The sequence below is a fragment of the Bradyrhizobium sp. CCGB12 genome (genome assembly GCF_024199845.1).
Taxonomy (GTDB): Bacteria; Pseudomonadota; Alphaproteobacteria; order Rhizobiales; family Xanthobacteraceae; genus Bradyrhizobium.
On the sequence record NZ_JANADO010000001.1, the window covers coordinates 8,426,060 to 8,445,750 of the forward strand.

Here is a 19,691-nt window from a genome sequence, read left to right on the forward strand (position 1 = left end):
GATTGCTGATTATTTCCGGACTGTCGCCCGATATTGCCGACTATTGCCATGAAGCAGGTATGGCAGTCAAAGCCCAACTAGAGCGTTAGGGCCCCGGGACCACAGCTTGGCGGGTTGAAGCCGGCATGAGGCCGCGCCAGCGGTGTTCTGCGGCGATTTGCTTGTGTTTCCGTTCAGCTTGTTTGCGGCGGGATTTCGGTGATACTTTTGCAGTTCACGGGAAAGACGAGGTCAATCTATTGAATACTCTGCAAAAATGGGCCGCCATCTGCGACGAGATGCAGGAAAGCTATCCGGTCCTTGCGACCCCGTTTCTTGCAGCCGAAAAGCGGTTCGGGCCTCGTTGGGTCGAGGAAGCGGTGCCGGCTATCGAGGGAATGTACGGCGACATCGGCAATCCCCTGTCGGATCGTCTGAAAGACGCCTTGGGTTGCTACGCCGAGTTCGCGAACGATTCCATGCGCCACCAGGTCATGTTCGAGCGAAGCGGAAAATATCGCGCGTCCAATTATGAGGAGGTGCGTACGGCGCTGTACGATAATGCCGACCACATGACTCAGAACTATCTGCCGGGCCTGTGGTTCTCGCATTACGTTTGGCCGCAGCACTACTTCACGCTGATCGGATTCACGAATTGCGTGTTGCCGCGGATCGAGGATGAGGGCGTATTCTTCGAAGTCGGTGTTGGTTGCGGCATGTACTCCAAGGTGACCCTGGACAACAAGCCGGGCATGCGGGGTATCGGCTTCGACATCAGCCAGCACTCGCTCGACTACACAGGCCGGGTGATGACGTCGTTCGGCTACGAATCCAGGTACAAGCTGGAAAATCGCGACATCCGCCACGGCTACCACGTCAAGGCGGATTTCCTGATCTGCCAGGAAGTCCTCGAACATCTGGAAAATCCGGCCGAGTTCTGCCGTTGGCTGTTCGACATGATCCGCCCGGGAGGACAGGCCTTCATCACCGCCGCGCTTAACGCGGGTCATTCCGACCACATCTTCCTCATTCGCCATCCGATCGAGGTCGAAAAGATGCTCACCGATGCCGGTTTCCAGATCACGCGCATTCAGGAAGAAACCGCGCCGGGTTCCAAGCCGCGCAATCTCACGCCCAGCCTCGCCGGCTTCCTCTGCGTAAAGCCGCTCTGACGATGACCAAGCTCGTCATCATCACGGGCACGAGCCGGGGACTGGGCAGGGCGCTCAAGCGGGAATTCGAGCGGGTCGGGTGGCGCGTGGCCGAATTGAACCGGCCCGCGTTCGATCTATCCGCGATCGACGTCGAAAAGCTCGATATCACGTTCACGTCGCTGCGCTCGGAACATCTTGATCGCGCGGTGTTCATCAACAACGCTGCGACGCAGCTCATAGCTGCCGCGGCATCGTTTGCGGCGACCGAGATTTCGCGTGAAATCACCGTCAACGTAACGTCCCCGATCATCGCGATCGCGTCGTTCCTGCGCCATTTCCCCGAAGGCGAAATCGCCAACGTGACGTCCGGAGCCGCGACCAAGGGAATACCGCATTGGTCGCTGTACTGCGCGGCGAAGGCCGCGCTCGAGGGCTATATCCGCGCCATCGAAGCGGAAGGACGGCGTGTGTTCAATCTCAACCCGGGCGTGATCGATACCGACATGCAGGCCGCTATCCGCCGCGCCGAATTCCCCGGCGTGCAAGACTTCATCGCCTTGAAGCAGGACGGGAAGTTGAGATCGTCGGATTCGGTAGCGAAAAATCTGGTGTGGATGATAGACCGCGCCGAATGAAGCGCTGGAGCGCGCCGGTCTTCGGGGTGAACGGCTCTCTTCCTGACCGAAGCCATGCGAGAGTTTCGACGCGCATCACATTGCAGCGCAGCGACGTTTTCCATCTTGCCAAATCGTCTGGACGGGCGGAGCATCCATGGTCGCCGACCCAATCATGGGCCGAGCTCCACAAGAAGGAGGCGGCGAATGGGACAAGACGTCAGAAGTCCCCGAGGTCCACGGTGCATCGCGCTGGTGGGCCCTTTCCAAAGCGGTAAAACCACTCTTCTCGAAGCAATCCTGGCGCGAACGGGTGCAATCCCCCGCGCCGGCAGCGTCGATGCCGGAACTTCCGTCGGCGACGCCACACCAGAGGCCCGTCATCACAAGATGACCGTTGGCCTGACTGCCGCCACCACGAGTTTCATGGGCGACAGCTACACCTTCCTCGACTGTCCCGGTTCCGTCGAATTTGCCCACGACATGCGCGCCGTGCTGCCCGCGGTCGATGCCGCGGTCGTGGTGTGCGAGGCCGACGAGAAGAAACTGCCGCAGCTGCAGATCATCCTGCGTGAGCTGGAAGAGTTGAAGATCCCGCGTTTCCTGTTCCTCAACAAGATCGACCGCGCCAGCCAGCGCATCCGCGAAACGCTCGCGACGCTGCAGCCCGCCTCGCGCGTGCCGTTGGTGCTGCGCCAGATCCCGATCTGGAAGGACGAGCTGATCGAGGGTTTCGTCGATCTCGCGCTCGAGCGCGCCTTCATCTATCGCGAGCACAAGGCCTCCGAGGTGATCGCGCTCGAGGGCGGCAACCTCGATCGTGAGAAGGAGGCCCGCTTCTCGATGCTGGAGAAACTCGCCGATCACGACGACGCGCTGATGGAGCAACTCCTGGAAGACATCCAGCCGCCGCGCGATGCCGTGTTCGACGATCTCGCCCGCGAACTGCGCGAAGGGCTGATCTGTCCCGTGCTGCTGGGCGCCGCGGCGCGCGAAAACGGCGTGCTGCGCCTGATGAAGGCGCTGCGCCACGAGACGCCGGGTGTGGCGGAGACCGCAAAGCGTCTCGGCCTTCCCGAGACCAAGGATGCGCTCGGCTACGTCTTCAAGACGCTGCATTCACAGCACGGCGGAAAACTGTCGCTGACGCGGCTGCTCTGCGGCCATCTCGACGACGGTGCGACGCTGCAATCCGCTGCCGGCGGTGCCGGGCGCATCTCCGGCATCCTCGCCGTCAACGGCGCCTACGACACCAAGCGGGCCTCAGCCGAAGCCGGCGACACCGTGGCGCTCGCCAAGGTCGACCCGATCAGGACCGGCGACACGGTCTCGAACGGCAAGACCCCGCCGGCTGCATTGGAGGTCGCCGAGCCGACGCCGCCGGTGCTCGCGATTTCGATCGCGGCCACCGATCGCAAGGATGACGTCAAGCTCGGCCAGGCGTTGACGCGGCTGCACGAGGAGGATCCTTCGCTCGTCATCGTGATGAACGCCCAGACCCACGACACCGTGCTGTGGGGCCAGGGCGAGATGCACCTCCGCGTCGCCGGCGAGCGGCTGCGCGACCGTTTCGGCGTCAAGATCGCCTCGCATCCACCTGCGATCGGCTACCAGGAGACCATCCGCAAGCCGATTGTCCAGCGCGGCCGCCACAAGAAGCAGTCCGGCGGCCACGGCCAGTTCGGCGACGTCGTGCTCGACATCAGGCCGTTGCCGCGCGGCGAGGGATTCAAGTTCGCCGAGAAGGTCGTCGGCGGCGCCGTGCCGCGCAACTACATCGGCGCGGTGGAAGAGGGCGTCGTCGACGGATTGACGCGCGGTCCGCTCGGCTTCCCCGTCACTGATGTGCAGGTGACGTTGACCGACGGCTCCTATCACAGCGTCGATAGCTCCGATCTCGCCTTCCGCACGGCGGCGCGGATCGGGCTCAACGAGGGCCTGCCGCAATGCCAGTCGGTGCTGCTGGAGCCGATCCACGTGGTCGAGATCGTCTGTCCCACGGAGGCCACCGCCAAGATCAACGCGATCCTGTCGGCGCGGCGTGGCCAGATCCTCGGCTTCGACACCCGCGACGGTTGGAGCGGCTGGGACTGCGTCCGTGCCATGATGCCGGAAGCCGAGATCGGCGAACTCATCGTCGAGCTGCGCTCGGCAACCGCCGGCGCCGGCAGCTTCACCCGTCAGTTCGACCACATGGCCGAAGTCACCGGCCGCGCCGCCGACCAGATCATCGCCGCGAATCAGCACGCGGCGTGATTGGCTTCGCGCGGTAAGGCGGTGCAACTCTCTAGCTCTCCCCCGCGCAAGCGGGGAGAGGTTAGCGGGCGTCTCGACGCGATGGCCTCGCCTGCGTGATCGTTGGCAATCCGGATTAAGACGGCTAGTTTGCTCCCTGTAATGGGGCGCATATTTCCATGCTGAGATCCCGCCGTAACCTGGCGCTGGCCTGCGCATTGAGCGCGCTTGCCGGTTATGTCGACGGTGCGGGCTTCTTGCATCTCGGTGGGCTCTTCGTCTCTTTCATGAGCGGTAATTCAACACGGCTCGGCGTCAGCTTGGCTGAGGGGCACTGGACCGGCGCGTCGGAAGCGGTCGGGCTGATCCTGCTGTTCGTCGTCGGCGCCGGTATCGGAGGCCTCATCGTTCATGGGAAGGGCCGCTATCGGCAATGCTGGGTGCTACTGGCGGAAGCCACGCTGCTGGCAGCGGCGGGCCTCGCCTATCTCTTCGGCGTGCCGTGGCTCGCGGTGATCGCGATGGTGCTGGCGATGGGCCTGGAGAACGCGGTTTTCCAGGTGGATGGCGGCCCCGGCATTGGGCTCACCTACATGACCGGTGCGCTGGTCAAGGTCGGCCAGCTCGCTGCAGCGGCGCTGACAGGCGGGCCGCGCTGGGCCTGGCTGCCAAACCTCCTGCTCTGGGCGTCGCTCGTCACCGGGGCCGCGGCCGGCGCCTTCGCTTATTCGGAGATCAGCCTCGCCGCGGTGTGGTTTGCCGCCGCGGCGGCCCTGTTGCTCGCCGCCATTGCGGTCATCTCGGTCCGGCGTACGCATCCTTGACAGGACGGCGGCAAGGCGAAATGAGATCGCTTGCAATCATGATCAAGGGACCCTGCAAGAGATGACCGCGCCCAAGACGCCCGCAGCCTGTTTGATCGGATGGCCGGCCGCGCATTCGCGCTCGCCGCTGATCCATCGCTATTGGTTGCGCACGCTCGGGATCGCGGGCGGGTATGTCATCGAGGCGGTTCCGCCCGATGATCTCAGAGACTTCGTGTTTCGGCTGTCGCTGCGCGGCTTCGTCGGCGCCAACGTCACCATCCCGCACAAGGAGGGCGTGCTGGCGCTATCGAAGCCCGATGCGCGTGCAACGGCCGTCGGCGCCGCCAACACGCTGTGGTTCGAGGATGGCGAGCTGCGCTCGACCAACACCGACGTCGAGGGCTTCATCGGCAATCTCGATGCCAGCGCGCCCGGCTGGGACGCGGCCGAGGAGGCACTTGTGCTCGGGGCCGGCGGCTCCTCGCGCGCGGTCGTGTTCGGCCTGCGCGAGCGGGGCATTGAGCGCATCCATCTCGCCAATCGCACCATGGCGCGGGCGGACACACTCGCAAGACAGTTCGGGCCGAACGTGCAGCCCGTGACATGGGACAGCATCAACGATGTCCTGCCGCGCGCAAGGCTTCTCGTGAACACGACCTCGCTCGGCATGCATGGCCAGCCTTCGCTCGACGTTGATGTGGCGCGCCTGCCGCAGACGGCCGTTGTCGCCGATCTCGTCTATGTCCCGCTGGTGACGCCGCTGCTTGCGGCGGCACAAGCGCGTGGCCTGAAGACCGCCGACGGGCTCGGCATGCTGCTGCACCAGGCCGTGCGCGGCTTCGAGCTGTGGTTCGGTCGGCGGCCCGAGGTCACCGCCGATTTGCGCGCGCTGGTCGAGGCCGATCTCACAAAGACTTGAGAGGATCGCGGCGAATAGCACACCATCTCCGGAGTTCTACCCCGTGGGGACAATCGGAGACCGAAATGACTATTCAACGCGCTACTTTCACACGTCCACTTCTCGCCGTCGCGATGGTGGCCCTCTCGACTTACTGCGCCTTCGCGCAAAGGGCGCCGGTGCCGACGCGCGTGCGCGGCACGATCGAGAGCGTCAACGGCGACACCATGCAGGTCAAGTCGCGCAGCGGCGAAGATTTCAAGCTTCACCTCGCCGCTGACGTGAATGTCTCGGGCATTACCAAGATTTCACTCGCCGACATCAAGCCGGGCTCGTTCATCGGCGCGACCACCGTGCCGGGGCCGGATGGCGGCCAGAACGCGGTTGAGGTCCACGTGTTTCCGGAGAGCATGCGCGGCACCGGCGAGGGCTCGCGGCCCTGGGACCTCAAGCCCAACTCCAGCATGACCAATGCGACCGTCGCCGAGAGCGTGGTCGGCAATGACGGGCACACGCTGCTGGTCAAGTACAAGGACGGCGAGAAGAAGGTGTTCGTCGCCGACAACACCCCGGTGGTGACCTTCGTGCCCGGCGACAAGTCCGAGTTGAAGGCGGGCGCCAAGGTCATCGCCTTCATGAAGCAATTGCCGGACGGCTCGTTCGAGACCAACCGTGTCAGCGTCGGCCGCGACGGCCTGACGCCGCCGATGTGAGGGGCGTAGCTATAGCGCGCAATCGTCGCCACAAACCCCGCTGTCGTCCCGGAAAGCGTAAGCGCCGATCCGGGACCCATAACCACGGGGTGAAGTTTGGCGAAGGCTGATAACTCCGAGTCCCCGTAACCACTCCCGTCTGTGGCTATGGATCCCGGATCGGCGCGCGCTTAGAGCGCGCTTGTCCGGGACGACGGCGGAGTTTATTGGCATCGGCTCTCGATCACGTCGCGAGACGGCACTGCCGCTGCGCCTCACACCGCAATGATATGATCGTCGATCTCGTCGATCCCATTGACGCCGCACAGGCCCATGGTGGTGAGCAGCTCCTTCTGGATGATGTCGATCGCCTTGGCGACGCCGGCCTGGCCGCCGGCGCCGAGGCCATAGGCGTAGGCGCGGCCGATCATGCAGGATTTTGCGCCGAGCGCGAGCGCGCGCATCACGTCCTGGCCGGAGCGGATGCCGCCGTCGAACATGATCTCCATCTTCTCGCCGACCGCGTCCGCAATCTCCGGCAGCACCTCGATCGAGGATGGCGCACCGTCGAGCTGACGGCCGCCATGGTTGGAGACGACGAGGGCCTGCGCGCCGGTCTTGGCGGCTTCCTCCGCGTCCTCGACGTCCAAAATGCCCTTGATGATGAGCTTGCCGGGCCAGATGCTGCGGACCCACTCGACGTCCTTCCAGCTCAGCGACGTGTCGAACTGCGACGCCGTCCATTCGGCGAGGCGGTTGAGATCCTCGGTGTTCTTCACGTGTCCCGCGATGTTGCCGAAGGTGCGGCGCTTGCCTTGCAGCACGCCGGAGACCCAGGCGGGCTTGCTGGCGAAATCCAGCAGTTTCGACAGCGACCATTCCGGCGGCACCGTCATGCCGTTCTTGATGTCGGCATGGCGCTGGCCGATCACCTGCAGGTCGACGGTCAGCACCAGCGCGCTGCACTTGGCTGCCATCGCCCGCTGGATCAATTCCTTGATGAAGCCGCGGTCCTTCATGACGTAGAGCTGGAACCAGAACGGCTTCTCGACATTGGCGGCGATGTCCTCGATCGAGCAGATCGACATCGTCGATTGCGTGAACGGGATGCCGGCGGCCTGCGCGGCGCGGCAGGCGTAAATCTCGCCGTCGCCATGCTGCATGCCTAAAAGACCGACGGGCGCCAGGATCAGCGGCATGGTCGAGGGCTCGCCGAGGATCGTGGTCGAGGTGTCGCGCTTGGAGACGTCGACCAGGATGCGCTGGCGGAACTTGATCGCCTGCATGTCCTCGCGGTTGGCGCGCAACGTCTCCTCGGCATAGGAGCCGCGGTCGCAATAGTCGAAGAACGCCTTCGGCACGCGGCGCTTATGCAGCGCGCGAAGATCGTCGATACAGGTGATGTGCTTCATGAACGTTTTCCCCGGCCCGTCTTGTATCAAGAGTCTTGCATCGGAAGATCGAGGGGTCATCTAGCATGGTTGGATGCACAGCCAAATCGTTTGAGAGGAGGGCGTCATGACGAGGCCGCACGCGGGACCTTCGCCGGAAGAGATCAAGGAGAAACGTGATCTCGAGGAAGCGCTGGAAGAAGGCCTGGAAGAGACCTTCCCGGGCTCCGATCCCGTCAACGTCACCCAGCCCGCGCCGAGCCGCGGGGACCGTCATGTGAAGCGCAGCGACTAAGGCCGAGTTCCCTGGGGTTCCGCTCTGTTCCGCTATTCCCCGAGGAAATATAGTGTTAACAATACGTTATCGGAGCGGCGGTACGCTTGGTTCCGTAACGATTTATCATATTTTTTGAAGCCAAGTTTGCCGCGATAGCTTTATAAGACCTCAGCACATCAGGGATGCGGGGCCCGTTCGGGCAGCCCGTGGTTGCAGAGGGGATCCCTGGTTGTTGCGTGGGGGACGATATGAGCCGCAAATATTTCGGGACGGACGGGATCCGGGGCCGCGCCAATGGTCTGATCACGCCGGAGCTCGCGCTCAAGGTCGGCCAGGCCGCAGGCCTTGCGTTTCAGCGCGGTGACCACCGCCACCGGGTCGTGATCGGCAAGGACACCCGCCTGTCCGGCTACATGATCGAATACGCGATGGTCGCGGGCTTCACCTCGGTCGGCATGGACGTGCTGCTGGTCGGCCCGATGCCGACGCCGGCGGTCGCGATGCTGACCAAGTCGATGCGCGCCGATCTCGGCGTGATGATCTCGGCCTCGCACAATCTGTTCGAGGACAACGGCATCAAGCTGTTCGGACCGCAGGGCTTCAAGCTCTCCGACGACGTCGAGAGGCAGATCGAGCAGTTGCTCGACGAATCCCTCGACAAGCGGCTGGCGCAGAGCGCGAGCCTCGGCCGCGCCCGCCGCATCGACGGCGTGCATGACCGCTACATCGAATTCGCCAAGCGCACGCTGCCGCGCGATCTGTCGCTGGACGGCCTGCGCGTCGTGGTCGATTGCGCCAATGGCGCCGCCTACAAGGTGGTGCCGGAGGCGTTGTGGGAGCTGGGTGCCGACGTCGTGCCGATCGGCGTCGAGCCCGACGGCTTCAACATCAACAAGGAATGCGGCTCCACCTCGCCGGAAGCGCTCTCGAAGAAGGTGCGCGAGATGCGCGCCGACATCGGCATCGCGCTCGACGGCGACGCCGATCGCGTCATCCTGGTCGACGAGCGCGGCCACATCGTCGACGGCGACCAGCTGCTCGCGGTGATCGCGCAGAGCTGGAAGGAAGACGGCCGGCTGTCACGGCCGGGCATCGTCGCGACCGTGATGTCCAATCTCGGCCTCGAGCGCTTCCTGAAAGGGCAGGGGCTCGATCTCGTCCGCACGCCGGTCGGCGACCGCTATGTTCTCGAGCAGATGCTGAACGGCGGCTACAATCTCGGCGGCGAGCAGTCCGGCCACATCATCCTGTCCGACTATGCCACCACCGGCGACGGCTTCGTTGCGGCGTTGCAGGTGCTGGCGGTGGTGCAGAAGCTGCGCCGGCCGGTCTCGGAGGTTTGCCATCGCTTCGATCCGCTGCCGCAGATCCTCAAGAACGTCCGCCACAAGGGCGGCAAGCCGCTCGACAATTCCGACGTCAAATCGGCGATCTCCGACGGCGAGAAGCGCCTCAACGGCCACGGCCGTCTGCTGATCCGCTCCTCCGGCACCGAGCCGGTGATCCGCGTCATGGGCGAGGGCGAGGACCGCATCCTGGTCGAGGACGTTGTCGACACCATCGTCTCGGCGCTCGGCCAGGCGGCGGCGTAAGGTCAGGCGCGAGCGGGGTGGGGTGATCTCACCCCACGGACAGTATCGTAGGGTGGGCAAAGCGAAGCGTGCCCACGCGTCTGTTGCCGTATCGGACAGGTGGTGGGCACGGCGCGTTGCGCCTTTGCCCAACCTACGATTCCTGTTTCTTGGCGATTTCCTAAACCCTCATGATGAGGAGCCCGCCGAAAGTGGGCGTTTCGAACCATGCAGGCCCTGCTGCTTCACATCGCAACCGCGATACGACGCGCATCCCAGCCATAAGCGATTGGCGGTGGTTCCGTCGCCGCCTGCATCGTATTGAGCTTGTCGCGGCAATCTGCCGCGCCTGGATCGCTCCGTTGAATAAGCCCGTCGTCGTCTCCGAGGAAACACTGACCGAGCCCGTCGTCGTCAGCGACGTGGCGCCTGCCAAGGCAGCGGGGCCGGCCTATGTCGTGCTCGCGGGGATCAGCTTCTCGCACTTCCTCAACGACACCATGCAGTCGCTGATCGCCTCGGTGTATCCGATCCTGAAGGACACCTATGCGCTGGACTTCGCGCAGATCGGCATGATCACGCTGGCGTTCCAGTTCACGGCCTCGCTGCTCCAGCCGGTGGTCGGCCACTACACCGACAAGAAGGCGCAGCCCTATTCGCTGTCGATCGGCATGGCCTCGACCTTCTTCGGCCTGTTGCTGCTGAGCGCCGCACACCAATATCTCGTCATTCTCGTCGCCGCCGCGCTGGTCGGTCTCGGCTCGGCGGTGTTTCATCCCGAATCCGCGCGGATCGCGCGGCTCGCCTCCGGCGGCCGCTACGGCTTTGCGCAATCGGTATTCCAGCTCGGCGGCAGCTTCGGCACCTCGATGGGCCCCGTGCTCGCCGCGCTGATCGTCGTGCCGTTCGGGCAGGGCAGCATCGCCTGGTTCTCCTCGATCGCCTTTCTCGCGATCCTCATCCTCTGGCGCATCGGCCGCTGGTATGCGCCGCAGATCACGGCGAAGAAGGCAGCCGCGGTTCATGCCCAGCCGGGCGGGCCGAGTTCGCGCCGCGTCGCGCTTGCGCTGCTCGTGCTGGTCGCGCTGCTGTTCTCAAAACAGCTCTACGTCTCGAGCCTGTCGAGCTACTACATCTTCTATCTGATCGACCGTTTCGGCGTGTCGACGCAGGCTGCGCAAATCTATCTCTTCGTCTTCCTTGCCGCGAACGCCGTCGGCGCATTTCTCGGTGGTCCCCTGGGCGATCGCTTCGGCCGCAAGATCGTGATCTGGATCTCGATCCTCGGGGCGCTGCCGTTCACGCTGGCGCTGCCCTATGCCGGACTCTACGCAAGCGCAGTGCTGTCAGTCATCATCGGCCTGATCATCTCCTCGACCACGTCGTCGATCATCGTGTTCGCGCAGGAGCTGGTGCCGCATCGCTTCGGCATGATCTCCGGCGTGTTCTTCGGCGTCGCCTTCGGCATCGGCGGCCTGGGAGCCGCGGTGCTCGGCAAGCTCGCCGACCACACCTCGATCGAGTTCGTCTACCAGGTCTGCGCTTATCTGCCGGCGATCGGGCTGCTTGCCGTGTTCCTGCCGAAATTGCCGCGGCACGTGCGTTAACGCATTCTCTCTCGCCACGTCGCGGTTTTACACATCGTTAGGAATTGCGGCGACGCCGTTGCATTTGGCGCGGCATTCCTGCAACGCTCGCGCGGCGCTCGCGTGTGCGGTCAGAAAAAATCAACCTTAAAAATTAGGGTTAAGCGGCGCTTAAGCATTTGATGCCATCGTCCCGGTCGTGAGTTTCCAGAACGTGAGGCGTCTGCATTTTGCCTCACCGGCCATAAGGACGAAGCCAAATGCGTAGCGTTAAGTCTCTCCTTGCCGCGGGTGCGGCAACCCTGATCTCGTCGATGGCGTTCGCCGCCGACATGCCGATCGCGGCGCCGCCCCCCATGTACGCGCCGCCGGCTCCGCCCGCCGATTTCGGCGGCTGGTATCTGCGCGGCGACATCGGCTTCAGCAATCAGAAGGTGAAGCAGCTTAACCCGAGCTTCGTCGACCCCGGCATCAGCATCGCCTCCACACAAGGTCTCGGCTTCGACACGGCCGGCATCTTCGGTCTCGGCGCCGGCTACAAGTTCAACAACTGGTTCCGCGCGGACGTGACCGGTGAGTATCGCGGCAACGCCAATCTGCACGGGCTCCAGATCATCAATTTCAACGGCGTTCCCGCCTTTACCGACGAGTATCATGGCAGCAAGTCGGAATGGCTGGTGCTTGCCAACGCCTATGTCGATCTCGGCACCTGGTGGTGCGTCACGCCGTTCATCGGTGCGGGCATCGGTGCTTCGCGCAACACCATCTCGAACTTCCAGGACATCAACACGCCGAACGGCGGTGTCGCTTATGCGCCGACCGCCTCGCAATGGAACTTCGCTTGGGCCGCGCATGCCGGTCTCGCCTACAAGGTCAATCCGAGCCTCACGCTCGAACTGGCGTATCGCTACGTCGATCTCGGCGACGGCGTCACCGGTACTCTCAGCGACTTCACCGGCCTCAACCGCGGCCGCACCATGCAGTTCAAGGACATCACCTCGCACGACCTGAAGTTCGGCGTGCGCTGGGATCTCAGCAGCCCGCCGGTCTACGCGCCGCCGCTCGTCACCAAGGGCTGATCGACAGTTCGATCGCTTAGGACTTCTTAACGGCGCGGGATCATCCCGCGCCGTTTTGCTTTGCGTATTTTTCATGGCGAGTGGCGACGAAGGCGCCTGACGCAATCATTGGTTAAGGTTAACGGGCCATGATCATCGCAACAGTTCGAGTCCGATGGAGCGTTACGATGCGTAGGCTGATGGTGGCGGCAGCGATGTTGGGGACGGTGTCTGCCGCGCACGCGGCTGACATGCCGGATCTGCCGATCCTGCGCGGCAGCTTCACCGACGGTCTGACGAGATCCGCCGTCAACTGGCAAGGTTCGTATTTCGGAGCGCAGGCCGGCTATGGCTCGTCCGACGAGAACTTCAATGGCTCGACCAGCAACATGATGGCGGCACTGCTGGCCGATACGTTGATCGAGAGCTCGATGGGTGTATCCCAGTGGAATCTCGGACTGGGCAAGGCCTCGCAGCGCACCACCGGTTACGGCGCCTTCGTCGGCTACAATGCGCAGTGGGACGACGTCGTGCTGGGCATCGAAGTGAGCTGGCTGCATGGCAAGTTCGGGGGGATGTCGTCGGCTAGCGAAAGGCGCGTCAGCGCTACTGCACTGGCCGACGGTAATTTCCATGACGTCACGGCGACGTCCACATCTTCAATCAGCATCAGCGACATCGGAACGTTCCGCGGCCGCGCCGCCTACGCATGGGGATGTTTCCTGCCTTACATGTTTGCGGGTCTCGCGCTCGGCAATGCGGACATTGTGCGCACTGCCTACGTGCAGGATCGCGTGAGCGCGACCCAGTTGGGAGTCTACACGCCGCTGGCTCCGTTGAGTTCGACGGAGGCCCAGCACAATCACCTGATCTACGGCTATACCGCTGGTCTCGGTGTTGATGTCAATCTGGTCGGCGGCTTGTTCATGCGTGCGGAGTACGAATATATCCGCTTCGCCTCCCAGGTCGATACCAGCATCAACACCGTCCGCGCCGGTCTCGGCTACAAGTTCTGACGCGCACGCCGCGGTTGACAGCTCCGCGCCGTCCTGATGCTCTGTCGCCAGACGCAGGGTGGCAGCGATGAAGATCTACGGCGATAGCAATTCCGGCAATTGTCTCAAGGTGAAGTGGGTCTGCGACAAGCTCGCATTGCCCTACCAATGGATTGAGATCGACACCCGCAAGGGCGAGACACGCACGCCGCAATTCCTGGCGATGAACGGTGCCGGCCAGGTGCCGACCGTCGCATTCGACGACGGCCGCACGCTGGCGCAGTCCAATGCCATCATCCGCTATCTCGCCCGCGACAGCGCGCTCGTTCCGCGCGACGCCTTCACTGCGGCCAAGATGGACGAATGGCTGTTCTGGGAGCAGTACAGCCACGAGCCCTATATCGCGGTGTGCCGCTTCCTCCTGGTCTATCTAGGCAAGGACGCATCCGAGCTCGATTCCGAGAAGGTCAAGCGTGGCTATGCGGCGCTCGACCGGATGGAGCAGCATCTTTCGGCCACCCGCTTCTTCACCGGTGAAGCGGTTTCGCTCGCGGATGTCTCGCTGCTCGCCTACACCCGCGTTGCGCACGAAGGCGGCTTCGATCTCGGTCGCTTTGCGGCCGTTCGCCGATGGATCGGCGAGGCCGAAGCCTTTCTCGGCCTTCCGCCGGCGCGTTGAGCCTGGAGTTCCCCACATGACTGCGAAGTCCGTCTCCATCCGCCGCGCGCGCCGCGACGACGTCGCGGCGATCGTCGCGATGCTGGCCGACGATCATCTGGGTCGCGCCCGCGAGCGCGTGGAGGATCCGCTGCCTGCGACTTACTACGAGGCGTTCGAGCGCATCATGCGAGATTCGAATCTTCAGCTCGTGGTCGCCGAGAGCGAGGGCAGGGTGGTCGGCTGCCTGCAACTCGCGATCCTGCCGGGGCTGAGTTCGCAAGGCGGCTCGCGCGGCCTGCTCGAAGACGTCCGCGTTGCCACCGATTGTCGCAGCCGGGGCATCGGCGAGCAGCTGGTGCAATGGGCGATCGCGGAAGCCAGGGCGCGCGGCTGCAATCTGGTCGAATTGCTGACGCATCAGACGCGCGTCGATGCGCAGCGCTTCTACACGCGGCTTGGATTTGCAGCGAGCCACGTCGGCATGACTGTTCGCTTTTGAGGCAGCTCGTCGCGGCCTTTGCGCAAGCTGCGAAATCGGATCGCATGTTCGTTCGCATTAAGGGCTGATAAACTACCCGTCCGTCGTTCACGTTTCTCCGGGAACGAACGGTGCTACGGGACGTCAGACACCGGGCTCGGTCGGTTCGGGGATTTCGATGACAAGCTATTCACTGATCAAGGTCGGCAACGACTATGTCGTGCAGGCCGACGACAAATGCATTTTGAAAGTCGGCAGCCGCCGTCGCGCCGCGCAACTGATCAGCGAGGCGACGGATTTGCTGAATGCCCTGGCTGCGGCGGAATCTCCCGAGAAACCCGTGGAAGCGCCATCACTCGCGCGTGAGGCCCCGGAACTTCCTTGACTGCCCTTCCCGATTCCCGTATCAGCCGCGGCGGGACACCTCCCCCCAACGGGAGGCTTACTATCTGGAAGGGTAGATCATGACTGTAGCGAAGCCCGCTTCGCGGCCGAACGTGCCGCATTTCTCCTCCGGCCCCTGCGCCAAGCGCCCCGGCTGGAACGCCCAAAATCTCAAGGACGCAGCCCTCGGCCGTTCGCATCGCGCGAAGGTCGGCAAGACCAAGCTCAAGCTCGCGATCGATCTGACGCGCGAAGTGCTCGAGGTCCCCGCCGATTACCGCATCGGCATCGTGCCGGCCTCCGATACCGGGGCGGTCGAGATGGCGCTGTGGTCGCTGCTCGGTGCGCGGCCCGTCACCACGCTCGCCTGGGAATCCTTCGGCGAGGGCTGGGTCAGCGACATCGTCAAGGAATTGAAGCTCAAGGACGTCACCAAGCTGAACGCGGCCTACGGTGAGATTCCCGATCTTTCCAAGGTGGACCCCAAGAGCGACGTCGTCTTCACCTGGAACGGCACCACGTCAGGCGTGCGCGTGCCGAACGCGGACTGGATCAGCGCGAGCCGCGAAGGCCTGACCATTTGCGACGCGACGTCCGCTGCGTTTGCGCAAGCTCTCGACTGGGCCAAGCTCGATGTCGTCACGTTCTCCTGGCAGAAGGCGCTCGGCGGCGAAGCCGCGCACGGCATGCTGATCCTGTCGCCGCGTGCGGTGGAGCGGCTCGAGACCTACAAGCCGGCCTGGCCGCTGCCGAAGATCTTCCGCATGACCAAGGGCGGCAAGATCAACGAAGGCATCTTCGTCGGCGAGACCATCAACACGCCCTCGATGCTCTGCGTCGAGGACTATCTCGACGCGCTGAACTGGGCCAAGTCGATCGGCGGCCTCAAGGCGCTGGTCGCGCGGGCCGACGCCAACACCAAGGTGCTCGCCGACTGGAAGGCGAAGACGCCGTGGATCGACTTCCTGGCCAAGGACGCCGCGATCCGCTCCAACACCTCGGTGTGCCTGAAGTTCACCGATCCCGCGATCACCTCGCTCTCCGAGGACGCGCAGGCCGACTTCTCCAAGAAGCTGGTTGCGCTGGTCGAGAAGGAAGGCGCCGGCTACGACTTCGCCTATTACCGCGACGCGCCGGCCGGCCTGCGCATCTGGTGCGGCGCCACCGTCGAGGCCAAGGACGTCGAGCTGCTGACGCAGTGGATCGACTGGGCCTTCGCCGAGATCAAGGCGCAGCTCGCCAAGGCGGCCTAATGTTCTGACCCTCCCCTGGAGGGGGAGGGTCGACGCACCGGCGAGCATGATCCGGAAAAGTGGTCTCCGGTTTTCCGACGAGATCATGCTCAAACAAGACGGTGCGGCGGGGTGGGGTGATCTCTCCACACGGCGCACCGGCGATTTTCTTGTTTGCAGCTTCACCCCACCCCCGGCGCTTCGCGCCGACCCTCCCCCTCCAGGGGAGGGTGTGAAGGACACATCCCCATGACCAAACCCAAAGTTCTCATTTCCGACGCGCTCTCACCCGCTGCCGTGCAGATCTTCAGGGATCGCGGCATCGAGGTCGACTTCCAGCCCAACCTCGGCAAGGAAAAGGACAAGCTCGCCGAGATCATCGGCAATTACGACGGCCTTGCGATCCGCTCCGCCACCAAGGCGACCGCCAAGATCATCGACAAGGCCACCAACCTCAAGGTGATCGGCCGCGCCGGCATCGGCGTCGACAATGTCGAGATACCCGCCGCCACGGCGAAGGGCATCATCGTGATGAACACGCCGTTCGGCAATTCGATCACGACCGCCGAGCACGCCGTCACGCTGATGCTGGCGCTGGCCCGCGAGATCCCGCAGGCCGACGCCTCGACCCAGGCCGGCAAGTGGGAGAAGAACCGCTTCATGGGCGTCGAGATCACCGGCAAGGTGCTCGGGGTGGTCGGCTGCGGCAATATCGGCTCGATCGTCGCCGACCGCGGCCTCGGCCTGCGCATGAAGGTGATCGCGTTCGATCCGTTCCTGTCGCCGGAGCGCGCCAAGGACATCGGCGTCGAGAAGGTCGATCTCGATGATCTACTCAAGCGCGCCGACTTCATCACCTTGCATACCCCGCTCACCGAGAAGACGAAGAACATCATCGACGCGGCCGCGATCGCCAAGATGAAGAAGGGCGTGCGCCTGATCAACTGCGCGCGCGGCGGCCTCGTCGACGAGCAGGCGGTGGTCGATGCGTTGAATTCCAAGCACATCGCCGGCGCAGCCTTCGACGTGTTCGTCGAGGAGCCCGCGAATGCGAACGTGCTGTTTGGCCATCCCAACGTAATCTGCACGCCGCATCTCGGCGCCTCCACTACCGAGGCGCAGGAGAACGTCGCGCTGCAGGTTGCCGAACAGATGTCGGACTATCTGTTGTCCGGCGCGATCTCCAACGCCATCAACTTCCCCTCGATCACCGCCGAAGAGGCGCCGAAGCTGAAACCCTTCATCGCGCTTGCCGAGAAGCTCGGTTCCTTCGCCGGCCAACTCACCGAGACCGGCATCTCGAAGGTCACGATCACCTATGAGGGTCATGTCGCGGAGATGAAGATCAAGGCGCTGACCTCCGCCGTGCTGTCCGGCCTGCTGCGGCCGATGCTGGGCGAGGTCAACGTGGTGTCGGCGCCCGTCGTCGCCAAGGAACGCGGCATGGTGGTCGACGAGGTGACCCGCGCCGCGCAGAGCGATTATGAAAGCCTGATCACAGTGACGGTCGCGACGGAACGCCAGGAGCGTTCGGTCTCCGGCACCGTGTATCATGACGGCAAGCCGCGCCTGGTCGACATCAAGGGCATCCGCGTCGACGCCGAGTTCGGCAAGTCGATGATCTACGTCACCAACGAGGACAAGCCGGGCTTCATCGGCAAGTTCGCAAGCCTCTTGGGCGACGCCAAGATCAACATCGCGACCTTCCATCTCGGCCGCGTCGAGCAGGGCGGCGATGCGATCGCGCTCATCGAGGTCGACGGCGCGGTGCCGGCCGACGTGCTCGCCAAGGTGCAGGCGCTGCCGCAGGTCAAGCAGGTCAAGGCGCTGACGTTCTGATCGCACTCTCACCACTTGCATCATGGCCGGGCTTGACCCGGCCATCCACACCTTGCCTTGCGCGCAGAAAGACGTGGATGCCCGGGACGAGCCCGGGCATGACGTGTGGATAGCGTGATGCCCGCATAGATATTCCGACCCGCGGAACAACGTCGCCTTCGACACCGGAGGCGGCGTTTTTATTTTCCCCGCGCCTGACCAACTTTGTGTACCAATGGCGCCAAGAACGCCTCGTAACCACGCTCCGTTCAAAATCGTTCGAAAAGGGAGAAAACACATGCGTGAAGCCGTCATCGTTTCCTATGCACGCACGGGCCTTGCGAAGTCCGGCCGCGGCGGGTTCAACATCACGCCGCCGATGTCGCTCGCGGCGCACGCCATCCAGCACGCGGTGGACCGCGCCGGTGTCGACAAGGACTATGTCGAGGACTGCTATCTCGGCAATTGCGCCCATGGCGCGCCGAACATCGGCCGCCAGGCCGCGCTGCTCGCGGGTCTGCCGAAGACCACCGCCGGCGTCTCGGTGAACCGGTTCTGCTCCTCGGGGCTCCAGACCATCGCGATGGCCGCCAACTCGATCCGCTCCGACGGCGCGGACTGCATCGTCGCCGGCGGCGTCGAGAGCATCTCGATGCCCGGCGGCGGCTCGCCGAAGGAATCGATCGATCCTGAATTGCTCAAGGTCGCCCCTGACATCTTCATGGCGATGATCGACACCGCCGACATCGTCGCCGAGCGCTACAAGCTCAGCCGCGAATACCAGGACGAGTTCTCGCTGGAATCGCAGCGCCGCATGGCCGCGGCCCAGCAGGCGAACAAGTTCAAGGACGAGATCGTCCCGATGAAGACCAAGATGAAGGTGATCGACAAGCAGACCAAGGCCGAGAGCATCGTCGACTACGTCGTCGACCGCGACGAGTGCAACCGGCCCGAGACCACGATGGAAGGTCTCGCCAAGCTCGAGCCGGTGAAGGGCCCCGGCAAGTTCGTCACCGCCGGCAATGCCAGCCAGCTCTCGGACGGCGCCGCGGCCGTGGTGCTGATGGAGGCCAAGGACGCCGAGAAGCGCGGCCTCAAGCCGCTCGGCCGCTTCGTCGCCTGGGCCACCGCCGGCTGCGAGCCCGACGAGATGGGCATCGGCCCGGTGTTCGCGATTCCGAAGCTGCTCAAGCGCACCGGCCTCAAGATCGACGACATCGATCTGTGGGAGCTCAACGAGGCCTTCGCCAGCCAGTGCCTGTATTGCCGCGACGAGCTGGGCATCGATCCCGCCAAGTACAATGTCAATGGCGGCTCGATCGCGATCGGTCATCCCTTCGGCATGACCGGCGCACGTCTCACCGGCCATCTCCTGCAGGAAGGCGCGCGCCGCAAGGCGAAGTGGGGCGTGGTGACCATGTGCATCGGCGGCGGCCAGGGCGGCGCCGGGCTGTTCGAAATCTATAGCTGAGTTAAGCTGCAGGAATGCGAAAGGGCACGGCGCGAGCCGTGCCCTTTTTGTTTGGGCGTTGAGCTATACGAAACGGACGAGACTGCCGCGGCGGTCGTCTGCGCAAGCTAATGGTCGGGCTTCTCGCGCGTGATGACGCCGGTCTTGGGGTCGGCATGGAATTCCATCTTCTGTCCGTTCTTGATGCCTTCGCCCTCCCACCGGCCGTCGTCGGCTTCGAGCTTGGTCACCTGGGTGTAGCCGGACTCCATAGCCTTGGCCTTCACTTGCTCCATCGGCATCCAATCCGGTCCGGGTTGATCTGCTCTCGCTGCCGAGCCGAGGGCGAGGAAACCGGCGACCATGAGTATGGCAAGCTTCATGAGAGTCTCCTTTGTAAGAGGCTTCAACG

General features: G+C 63.9%; 19 protein-coding genes. 17 read left to right on the forward strand and 2 right to left on the reverse strand.

Going from position 1 to position 19,691, the window contains the following annotated elements:
• The first annotated feature begins 125 nt into the window (after positions 1–125).
• The 6 genes from NLM27_RS38780 (at position 126) to NLM27_RS38805 (ending at position 6,399) form a co-directional block, all read left to right on the forward strand.
• Positions 126–1,151 (forward strand): bifunctional 2-polyprenyl-6-hydroxyphenol methylase/3-demethylubiquinol 3-O-methyltransferase UbiG, encoded by a 1,026-nt coding sequence (locus NLM27_RS38780; protein WP_254148277.1) that lies wholly within the window; start codon positions 126–128, stop codon positions 1,149–1,151.
• Between the two features lie 2 nt (positions 1,152–1,153).
• Positions 1,154–1,768 (forward strand): SDR family NAD(P)-dependent oxidoreductase, encoded by a 615-nt coding sequence (locus NLM27_RS38785; protein WP_254148278.1) that lies wholly within the window; start codon positions 1,154–1,156, stop codon positions 1,766–1,768.
• Between the two features lie 186 nt (positions 1,769–1,954).
• A complete protein-coding gene (locus tag NLM27_RS38790; protein WP_254148279.1) occupies positions 1,955–4,003 on the forward strand; it encodes an elongation factor G in 2,049 nt (682 codons plus the stop codon).
• A 158-nt stretch (positions 4,004–4,161) separates the two neighbouring features.
• Complete coding sequence (locus NLM27_RS38795) at positions 4,162–4,806, forward strand: YoaK family protein (RefSeq protein ID WP_254148280.1); 645 nt, start codon at positions 4,162–4,164, stop codon at positions 4,804–4,806.
• 61 nt (positions 4,807–4,867) lie between these two features.
• A complete protein-coding gene (locus NLM27_RS38800; RefSeq protein ID WP_254148281.1) occupies positions 4,868–5,707 on the forward strand; it encodes a shikimate dehydrogenase in 840 nt (279 codons plus the stop codon).
• Positions 5,708–5,772: 65 nt separating this feature from the next.
• Complete coding sequence (locus NLM27_RS38805) at positions 5,773–6,399, forward strand: hypothetical protein (RefSeq protein ID WP_254148282.1); 627 nt, start codon at positions 5,773–5,775, stop codon at positions 6,397–6,399.
• 254 nt (positions 6,400–6,653) lie between these two features.
• Here the strand turns inward: NLM27_RS38805 and NLM27_RS38810 are convergent, their stop codons facing one another.
• Positions 6,654–7,790 (reverse strand): alpha-hydroxy acid oxidase, encoded by a 1,137-nt coding sequence (locus NLM27_RS38810; protein ID WP_254148283.1) that lies wholly within the window; start codon positions 7,788–7,790, stop codon positions 6,654–6,656.
• Positions 7,791–7,896: 106 nt separating this feature from the next.
• Between NLM27_RS38810 and NLM27_RS38815 the strand changes: the two genes are divergently transcribed.
• The 11 genes from NLM27_RS38815 (at position 7,897) to NLM27_RS38865 (ending at position 19,300) form a co-directional block, all read left to right on the forward strand.
• Complete coding sequence (locus tag NLM27_RS38815) at positions 7,897–8,064, forward strand: hypothetical protein (protein ID WP_254148284.1); 168 nt, start codon at positions 7,897–7,899, stop codon at positions 8,062–8,064.
• Positions 8,065–8,294: 230 nt separating this feature from the next.
• The gene (gene glmM, locus NLM27_RS38820; protein WP_254148285.1) at positions 8,295–9,638 is read left to right on the forward strand and encodes a phosphoglucosamine mutase; all 1,344 of its coding nucleotides are present in this window, start codon (positions 8,295–8,297) and stop codon (positions 9,636–9,638) included.
• 341 nt (positions 9,639–9,979) lie between these two features.
• On the forward strand, positions 9,980–11,224 hold the full coding sequence (locus tag NLM27_RS38825) for an MFS transporter (RefSeq protein WP_254148286.1): 1,245 nt from the start codon (positions 9,980–9,982) through the stop codon (positions 11,222–11,224).
• 239 nt (positions 11,225–11,463) lie between these two features.
• Positions 11,464–12,282: an outer membrane protein gene (locus NLM27_RS38830; protein ID WP_254148287.1), complete on the forward strand. Its 819-nt coding sequence runs from the start codon at positions 11,464–11,466 to the stop codon at positions 12,280–12,282.
• A 167-nt stretch (positions 12,283–12,449) separates the two neighbouring features.
• Positions 12,450–13,277 (forward strand): outer membrane protein, encoded by an 828-nt coding sequence (locus NLM27_RS38835; protein ID WP_254148288.1) that lies wholly within the window; start codon positions 12,450–12,452, stop codon positions 13,275–13,277.
• Between the two features lie 67 nt (positions 13,278–13,344).
• Positions 13,345–13,935, forward strand: coding sequence for a glutathione S-transferase family protein (locus tag NLM27_RS38840; RefSeq protein ID WP_254148289.1), 591 nt, complete (start codon positions 13,345–13,347; stop codon positions 13,933–13,935).
• Positions 13,936–13,951: 16 nt separating this feature from the next.
• The gene (locus tag NLM27_RS38845; protein WP_254148290.1) at positions 13,952–14,416 is read left to right on the forward strand and encodes a GNAT family N-acetyltransferase; all 465 of its coding nucleotides are present in this window, start codon (positions 13,952–13,954) and stop codon (positions 14,414–14,416) included.
• A gap of 157 nt (positions 14,417–14,573) precedes the next feature.
• Entirely contained in the window at positions 14,574–14,780 is a 207-nt protein-coding gene (locus NLM27_RS38850) for a hypothetical protein (RefSeq protein WP_254148291.1), read from the forward strand.
• Between the two features lie 79 nt (positions 14,781–14,859).
• Positions 14,860–16,032, forward strand: a complete 1,173-nt coding sequence (locus tag NLM27_RS38855) for a phosphoserine transaminase (protein WP_254148292.1) — start codon at positions 14,860–14,862, stop codon at positions 16,030–16,032.
• A gap of 228 nt (positions 16,033–16,260) precedes the next feature.
• Complete coding sequence (serA, locus tag NLM27_RS38860) at positions 16,261–17,850, forward strand: phosphoglycerate dehydrogenase (protein ID WP_254148293.1); 1,590 nt, start codon at positions 16,261–16,263, stop codon at positions 17,848–17,850.
• A gap of 277 nt (positions 17,851–18,127) precedes the next feature.
• Positions 18,128–19,300, forward strand: a complete 1,173-nt coding sequence (locus tag NLM27_RS38865; protein ID WP_254148294.1) for a thiolase family protein — start codon at positions 18,128–18,130, stop codon at positions 19,298–19,300.
• Between the two features lie 107 nt (positions 19,301–19,407).
• Here NLM27_RS38865 and NLM27_RS38870 read toward each other — a convergent pair whose 3' ends face one another.
• A complete protein-coding gene (locus tag NLM27_RS38870; protein ID WP_254148295.1) occupies positions 19,408–19,662 on the reverse strand; it encodes a PepSY domain-containing protein in 255 nt (84 codons plus the stop codon).
• Between the last annotated feature and the right edge of the window lie 29 nt (positions 19,663–19,691).

Coding starts and splice junctions, on each gene's coding strand:
- NLM27_RS38855 (WP_254148292.1), top strand. CDS start 14,860: ATGACTGTAGCGAAGCCCGCTTCGCGGCCGAACGTGCCGCATTTCTCC.
- serA (WP_254148293.1), top strand. CDS start 16,261: ATGACCAAACCCAAAGTTCTCATTTCCGACGCGCTCTCACCCGCTGCC.
- NLM27_RS38835 (WP_254148288.1), top strand. CDS start 12,450: ATGCGTAGGCTGATGGTGGCGGCAGCGATGTTGGGGACGGTGTCTGCC.
- NLM27_RS38780 (WP_254148277.1), top strand. CDS start 126: ATGAGGCCGCGCCAGCGGTGTTCTGCGGCGATTTGCTTGTGTTTCCGT.
- NLM27_RS38830 (WP_254148287.1), top strand. CDS start 11,464: ATGCGTAGCGTTAAGTCTCTCCTTGCCGCGGGTGCGGCAACCCTGATC.
- NLM27_RS38795 (WP_254148280.1), top strand. CDS start 4,162: ATGCTGAGATCCCGCCGTAACCTGGCGCTGGCCTGCGCATTGAGCGCG.
- NLM27_RS38840 (WP_254148289.1), top strand. CDS start 13,345: ATGAAGATCTACGGCGATAGCAATTCCGGCAATTGTCTCAAGGTGAAG.
- NLM27_RS38850 (WP_254148291.1), top strand. CDS start 14,574: ATGACAAGCTATTCACTGATCAAGGTCGGCAACGACTATGTCGTGCAG.
- NLM27_RS38785 (WP_254148278.1), top strand. CDS start 1,154: ATGACCAAGCTCGTCATCATCACGGGCACGAGCCGGGGACTGGGCAGG.
- NLM27_RS38805 (WP_254148282.1), top strand. CDS start 5,773: ATGACTATTCAACGCGCTACTTTCACACGTCCACTTCTCGCCGTCGCG.
- NLM27_RS38865 (WP_254148294.1), top strand. CDS start 18,128: ATGCGTGAAGCCGTCATCGTTTCCTATGCACGCACGGGCCTTGCGAAG.
- NLM27_RS38810 (WP_254148283.1), bottom strand. CDS start 7,790: ATGAAGCACATCACCTGTATCGACGATCTTCGCGCGCTGCATAAGCGC.
- NLM27_RS38815 (WP_254148284.1), top strand. CDS start 7,897: ATGACGAGGCCGCACGCGGGACCTTCGCCGGAAGAGATCAAGGAGAAA.
- glmM (WP_254148285.1), top strand. CDS start 8,295: ATGAGCCGCAAATATTTCGGGACGGACGGGATCCGGGGCCGCGCCAAT.
- NLM27_RS38845 (WP_254148290.1), top strand. CDS start 13,952: ATGACTGCGAAGTCCGTCTCCATCCGCCGCGCGCGCCGCGACGACGTC.
- NLM27_RS38870 (WP_254148295.1), bottom strand. CDS start 19,662: ATGAAGCTTGCCATACTCATGGTCGCCGGTTTCCTCGCCCTCGGCTCG.
- NLM27_RS38790 (WP_254148279.1), top strand. CDS start 1,955: ATGGGACAAGACGTCAGAAGTCCCCGAGGTCCACGGTGCATCGCGCTG.
- NLM27_RS38800 (WP_254148281.1), top strand. CDS start 4,868: ATGACCGCGCCCAAGACGCCCGCAGCCTGTTTGATCGGATGGCCGGCC.